This window comes from Nocardia exalbida NBRC 100660 (genome assembly GCF_000308575.1).
GTDB classification, from domain to species: Bacteria; Actinomycetota; Actinomycetes; order Mycobacteriales; family Mycobacteriaceae; genus Nocardia; species Nocardia exalbida.
This window is the reverse complement of record NZ_BAFZ01000112.1, coordinates 1-7,421: the sequence shown is the minus strand read 5'-3', so window position 1 is coordinate 7,421 and position 7,421 is coordinate 1. Positions and strand designations below refer to the sequence as shown.

Below are 7,421 nucleotides of genomic sequence, written 5' to 3'. Positions count from 1 at the left end.
GTTGACCCCGAACGGGAAACTCGACCGCCGCGCGCTGCCCGCCCCGGAGGTCAACAGCACCGTCGCCTACCGGGCGCCGCAGACGGTCACCGAGCAAGCGGTGGCAGGCGCGTTCGCCGAACTGCTCGGCGCCGAGCGGGTCGGCCTGGATGACGACTTCTTCGGCCTCGGCGGCAACTCGCTGCTCGCGGCACAGGTGGTCGGGCGGCTGCGGGACGCGACCGGAGCGACGGTGCGCGTGCAGTGGTTCTTCACCGACGCCACGGTGGCGGGCTTGGCCGCCCGCATCGACGCCGGTGACGCCGACGCCACCGCCGCGCTGGACGTGCTGCTGCCGATCCGTGCGAGCGGATCGGCGACCCCGCTGTTCTGCCTGCACCCGATGTACGGCTTGGCCTGGTCGTATGCGGGCCTGGCCCAGTTCCTGCCCGCCGAGCAGCCGATCTTCGGCCTGCAATCGCCCGCACTGTCGGAAGATGGCGAACTGCCCGGTTCGCTCGCGCAGTTGGCCGAGCGCTACCTGTCGGAGATCAAGGCGGTGCAACCGCAGGGCCCGTACCGGTTGCTCGGCTGGTCGCTCGGCGGTGTGCTGGCCCATGCCATCGCCACCGCGTTGCAGGAGGCGGGCGAGCAGGTGGAGCTGCTGGCCATGATGGACAGCCATCCGAATCCGGACGTCGTCGGTTTCCGCGCCGCGGTGCGCGGCGCCCTGGCCGAACTCGGCCTCGGTACGGCGGCTGCCGAGGGCGAGGATGTCTACGAACTCGACGACGAGTCGTTGGCCGCGCTGCACGCCATGATCCCGGCGGATCTGGTGGCGGTGACGCCGGAACGGCTGCGCCGGATCTATCGCAGCGCGGTCCGCTCGGCGGAGCTGATCGCCGAGCACCGGCCCGGCGTCTTCCGCGGCACCGTGCAGTACTTCAGCGCGGCCGTCGCCGATCCCACCGACGAGTTGCGCGCCGCCGCGGCGGACTGGTGGCCGTATGTCCAAGGCATGGTCGTGGACCGGCCGGTCGAGGTCACCCATGCTCGGATGGCCGCGCCGGAGGCGCTGGCGGTGATCGGTCCGCAGCTGGCCGCTCTGCTCGACGGCCGCCGTTGATCGTCCCCGCCGACGCCGCGACCCGAATCCGGCGTCGGCAGGGAATAATCGTCCCCGGCACTCGTCATACGCGTCCGTTCCCGCGGCCCGGAACCCCACGGGTCGTGGCCGGTCGCGCTCGGCGTGCGCCGACGGTTCGGTAACGATCGGCATGCGCGCGCTCGATGATCACAGCGCGGGGAGCATGGTGACGTGCGTGTGGCGACGATAGACAGGGTGAGGCAGCACGATGGTTCGGGCGGTCGGGCAGCGGTGTGACGAAACTGCGGAAGCGGTGCGCCGATGACCCGCCCGGCGCGCGTGCGCCCGACCCGGACCCGCCGCCCCCGCGTCACCACCCTGCCCCAGTTGATGGCCACGGCCGTCGAGGCGAACCCGAGCGGCGCGGCCGTGGTGTTCGCCGACGCGACCAGCACCTTCGCCCAGCTGAGTTATGCCGAGCTGGACGAACGGTCTACGCGGTTGGCGCGGTTGCTCATCGATCGGGGGGTGGGTCCGGAGGATCTGGTCGCTGTTGGTGTTCCGCGTTCGGTGGAGTCGGTGGTCGCGGTGTGGGCGGTGGCCAAGACCGGTGCGGGTTTCGTGCCGGTGGATCCGAACTATCCGGCCGATCGTGTCGAGCACATGGTGAAGGACTCCGGCGCGGTCTTCGGGCTGACCGTCCAGGAGGTCCGCGCCGAGCTGCCGGACCGGGTCGAGTGGCTGTCGATCGACACCGCCGAGTGCGCGCGGCGGCTCGAGGAGTTCCCGGCCGATCCGGTGACCTACACCGATCGGGTGCGCCCGCTGCGCGGGGAGCATCCCGCCTACGTCATCTACACCTCCGGCTCCACCGGCAAGCCCAAGGGCGTGGTGGTCACCCAGGCGGGTTTGGCGAGCCTCTGCGCCGAGCAGCGTGATCGATATCGGGTGACGAGTGCGTCGCGGACGTTGCATTTCGCGTCGCCGTCGTTCGACGCGTCGGTACTGGAGTTGCTACTGGCGCTCGGTGGCGCGGCCACCATGGTCGTCGCGTCGCCCACGGTGTTCGGCGGCGAGGAATTCGCGTCCCTGGTGCGCAGGGAGGCGGTCACGCACGCGTTCGTGACGCCCGCCGCGCTCGCGTCGGTGGATCCGGCCGGGTTGGACGAGCTGCGCGTGGTGGTGGCCGGTGGCGAGGCGTGCCCACCGGAGCTGGTGCGGCGCTGGGTGCTACCGGTGTCGGGTGGGCGGACCCGCGAGTTCTTCAACGGCTACGGCCCGACCGAGACCACGATCATGACGAACATCAGCGCGCCGCTGGTGCCCGGGGAACCGGTGACCATCGGCGCGCCGATCCGGGCCGTCACGGAATACGTGCTGGACGAGCGGCTGGTGCCCGTGTCGAGCGGTGCGGTCGGCGAGCTGTACATCACCGGTGCGCAACTGGCCCGCGGCTACCACGAGCGCCCCGGGCTGACCGCGTCCCGCTTCGTGGCGAACCCCTTCGATGTGCACGGCTCCCGCCTCTATCGCACCGGTGACCTGGTGCGCTGGACGCCGGAGGGCGAGTTGGAATACCTGGGTCGCAACGACTTCCAGGTGAAGATTCGCGGTTTCCGTATCGAGCTGGGCGAGATCGACGCGGTGCTGGCCGCGCACGAGACGGTCGACTTCGCGGTCACCGTGGGGCACCATCTGGACAGTGGCGTCACCATTCTCGTCGCCTATGTGCACGCCGTGCCCGGGATGGCCGCCGACGCGGCGGAACTGGCCGCCTTCGCGCAGCAGAGCCTGCCCGCGCACATGGTGCCGACGGTGGTCATGGTGCTGGACGAGATCCCGCTGACCCCGGTGGGCAAGCTGGACCGCGACGCGCTGCCCACACCGCGGCTGCGGACCAAGGTGTTCCGCGCCCCGGTCGGCCCGCTGGAAGAGCTGGTCGGCGAGGTGTTCGCCGAAGTGCTCGGGCCTGGCGCGCCGGTCGGCGCGGACGACGATTTCTTCGAGCTGGGCGGCAATTCGCTGATCGCGACGCAGGTCGCGGCTCGGCTGGGCGCCGCCATCGCGGCCAGGGTGCCCGCACGGCTGATCTTCGAGAGTCCCACCGTGGCTGCGCTGGCGGCGCGGCTGGAGCCGTTGAAGGGTGCGGGGGACCGGCGCGCGTTGGTGGCGGTGGAGCGTCCGGAGCGGGTGCCGTTGTCGTTGGCGCAGCGGCGGATGTGGTTTTTGAATCAGTTCGATACGGGTTCGGCGGCGAATAATATTCCGTTCGCGGTGCGGTTGTCGGGTGTGTTGGATGTGGCGGCGTTGCAGGCGGCGGTCGCGGATGTGGTCGAGCGTCATGAGACGTTGCGGACGGTGTATCCGGCGGTGGACGGTACCGGTTACCAGGTCGTGCTGCCCGCCGCGCAAGCTGTTCCCGACCTCGCGCCGAAGCCCGTCGCCGAGCACGAGCTGACGGCCTGGCTGCGCGAATTCGTCTCGACCGGTTTCGATGTCGCGGCGGAGGTGCCGCTGCGCGTCGCGCTGGCCGAGATCGGGCCCGACGATCATGTGGTCGTCGTGGTGGTGCATCACATCGCCGCCGACGGTGCTTCGGTCGCGCCGTTCCTGCGGGATCTGCTCAGCGCGTTCCTCTCCCGGCGCAACAGGGCGAGGCCGTCTTGGAGACCGCTGCCGGTGCAGTACGCGGACTACACGCTGTGGCAGCGCGCGACGCTCGGTGACGAGAACGACCCCGATTCGGTGGCCGCGGCTCAGATCGCCTACTGGCGTCGCGCCTTGGCGGGCATCCCTGACCGGATCGACCTACCCTCGGATCGGCCGCGCCCGTCCGTCGCCTCCGGCCGGGGCGCGGAGTACACCTTCGCCGTGGACGCCGCGGTGCACCGAGGTATCGCCGAACTGGCGCACAGCGCGGGCGTCTCGGAGTTCATGGTGGTGCACAGCGCGCTCGCGGTGCTGCTCGCCCGGCTCACCGGCACCGATGACGTCACCGTCGGCACGCCCGTGGCGGGGCGTGGTGAACGGGAACTCGACGCGCTGATCGGCATGTTCGTCAACACGCTGGTGCTGCGCACCCGGATCGACCTCGGCGCGTCGTTCCGTGCGCTGCTCGCCCGGACGAAGGAAACGGATCTCGGCGCGTTCTCGCACGCCGAACTGCCGTTCGAGCGTTTGGTCGAGGTACTCGATCCGGTGCGGTCGCAGGCGCACCACCCGCTGTTCCAGGTGGCGCTGTTCTACCAGAACATGAGCAGGCCCGAGATAGAGCTGCCCGGACTGTCCGCTCGGGTACTCGAGTTCGACGGCGCGGTCGCGAAATTCGACCTGCAATTGACCGTGGTGCCCGACACCGAGGGGGAAGCCGCGGGCTTCACCGCGGGGTTCACCTACGCTACCGACCTGTTCGACGAGCGGACGATCGCCGAGTTCGCCTGGCGGCTGGATCGGCTGCTGGCCATCGCCGTCGCCGAGCCGGATCGGCCGGTCGGCGCGATCGATCTGCTCGCTCCCGTGGAGCGCGAACGCATCCTGCACGAGTGGAACGACACCCGGTATCCGGTTCCCGCCGAGTTGCTGCTCGACGGCTACCGGCGTGCGGCGGAGGCGTACGCGGACGAGGTCGCTCTCGTGTACGAGGGTGTCGAGCTTTCGTATCGTGGGTTCGATGCGCGGGTGAATCGTTTGGCGCGGTTGTTGATTTCGCAGGGTGTGGGTGCGGAGTCGTTGGTGGGGTTGGCGGTTCGGCGTTCGTTGGATCTCGTGGTGGGGATGTATGCGATCGTGGCGGCGGGTGGGGCTTATGTGCCGTTGGATCCGGATCATCCGGCCGAACGCATCGCCCACATCCTCGAAACGGCGCAGCCGGTCTGTGTGCTCACGACCTCCACCGACGCGGTCGACTTGCCCGAGGGCACCGCGGTGCTGCTGCTGGACGCTCTGGACCCGAATCGATTCGACGACGCCCCGGTGCGTGCCGACGAACTGGTACGCCCCGTGTTGCCGCACCATCCGGCCTACGTGATCTTCACATCGGGGTCGACCGGCCGCCCCAAGGGCGTGGCGGTTTCGCACTTCGCCATCCAGAACCAGATCAGCTGGATGCTTGCGGCGTATCCGCTCGACGCCGATGACGTGTACCTGCAGAAGACGGCGACGACGTTCGACGTCTCGCTGTGGGGCTACTTCATGCCGCTGCGCGTGGGCGCGAAGCTCGTCGTCGCCACACACGACGGCCACCGTGACCCCGCGTACGTCGCGGAAACCATTGCCTCCCAAGGCGTGACGGTGACCGACTTCGTGCCGTCCATGCTGGCGGTCTTCGCCGCGCACACCGCCCCCGGCTCGTGCCCCACCTTGCGCGACATCTTCGTGATCGGCGAGGCGCTGCCGCCGGAGACCGTCGCCGCGGTGCGTGCCGTGACCGACGCCGCCGTGCACAACCTCTACGGCCCCACCGAGGCGGCGGTCTCGGTGACCTACTGGCCCGCGACCGCCGTGGACGAGCGGTCCGTGCCGATCGGCGTCCCGCAGTGGAACACCCAGGTGTACGTGCTGGATTCGCGTCTGCAACCGGTGCCGACCGGTGTTCCGGGCGAGCTGTATCTCGCCGGTGACCAATTGGCCCGCGGCTATGTGCGGCGCCCCGATCTCACCGCCGACCGGTTCGTCGCCGACCCGTTCGGCAACGGCGCGCGGATGTATCGCACCGGTGACCTGGTGGTCTGGCGCGCCCCGACCGACGTGCTGCCGCACCGGCTCGACTATCTCGGCCGGACCGATTTCCAGGTGAAGTTCCGCGGTCAGCGGATCGAGCTGGGTGAGATCGAGACGGCGCTGCTGGCCCAGCCGTCGGTGAGCCAGGCCGTGGCCCTCGTCGTGGCCTCGTCGCTGGGTGATCAGCTCGTCGCCTATGTGGTCCCCGCGCCGGGGCAATCGATCGAGCAGGACCAATTGCTGGCGGCGATCGGTGCGACGCTGCCCGCCTACATGGTTCCGGCGGCGGTCGTCGTGCTGGAGGCGCTGCCGTTGAATCCCAGCGGCAAGCTCGACCGCAAGGCACTACCCGAGCCGACCTTCACCGCGCGGGAATTCCGTGCGCCCGCGACGGCGGTGGAGGAGATCGTGGCCGGGGTGTTCGGTGAGGTGCTCGGTGTGGGCCGGGTGGGCGCGGATGATGATTTCTTCGCGCTGGGCGGTAATTCGCTGGTTGCCACGCAGGTGGTGGCTCGTTTGGGTGCGGCGGTGGATGCGCGGGTGCCGGTTCGGACTTTGTTCGAGGCGCCGACGGTGTCGGCGTTGGCGGCGGCGCTGGAGTCGGAGTCCGATGGTGAGCGCCGGGTGGAGTTGGGGAGTATCGCTCGGCCGGAGAAGTTGCCGTTGTCGTTGGCGCAGCGGCGGATGTGGTTTCTCAATCGGTTCGATCAGTCCGATGATGCTGGGGAGCGGATCGGTTCGGCGGCTTACAACTTGCCGTTCGCGCTGCGGCTGACCGGTGCGTTGGATGTGGTGGCGCTGGGTGCGGCGCTGCACGACGTGGTGGGCAGGCATGAGGTGCTGCGCACGGTGTATCCGGAGACCCCGGAGGGTCCGGTGCAGGTGGTGCTGGCGGCGGGACAGGTGGCGTTGGATGTGGCCGTCCATCCGATCGGGGCGGCCGAGGTCGAGCACGAGGTGTACACGCTCGCGGCGGCACCCTTCGATGTGACCGATGAAGTGCCCGTCCGAGTGCGGCTACTGCGGATCGCGGATGCGCCGCAGGAGCATGTGCTCGCGGTGGTGGTGCATCATATCGCGGCGGATGCGTCGTCGATGGGTCCGTTGGTGCGGGATGTGATGGTGGCGTATTCGGCGCGGGTGGCTGGTGAGTCGCCGGGGTGGTTGCCGTTGCGGGTGCAGTATGTGGATTACGCGTTGTGGCAGCGTGCTGTGCTGGGGGATGAGTCGGATCCGGGGTCGATCGCGGCTCGGCAGATCGCGTTCTGGCGTGCGGAGTTGGCTGGTGTGCCGGATTTGCTGGAGTTGCCGATTGATCGGCCGCGTCCGGCGGTGGCGTCGTTGGCGGGCGCTCGGGTGCCTGTGGAGGTGGATGCGGCGACGCATGCGGGGTTGATCGAACTCGCCCGTGCGCATGGTGCGACGTTGTTCATGGTGGTGCATACGGCGTTTGCGGTGTTGTTGGCTCGGCTGTCGGGTTCGGGTGATATCGCCATCGGAACGCCGGTGGCGGGTCGTGGTGAGCGTGAGCTCGATGATTTGATCGGGATGTTTGTCAATACTGTGGTGTTCCGGTCGCGGATTGATGGTGGTGAGTCGTTCGCGGATGTCCTCGTCCGTCAGCGTGAGGCGGATT

At 69.2% G+C, this 7,421-nt stretch carries 2 protein-coding genes; both read left to right on the top strand.

The genetic code is table 11. From position 1 onward, the window contains the following. The coding region (locus ON29_RS25390; protein WP_040870172.1) for a thioesterase domain-containing protein at nucleotides 1–1,105 on the top strand (1,105 nt) is incomplete at its 5' end. Between the two features lie 282 nt (nucleotides 1,106–1,387). After that, a partial coding sequence (locus ON29_RS25385; protein ID WP_040870171.1) for a non-ribosomal peptide synthetase occupies nucleotides 1,388–7,421 on the top strand: 6,034 nt, incomplete at its 3' end.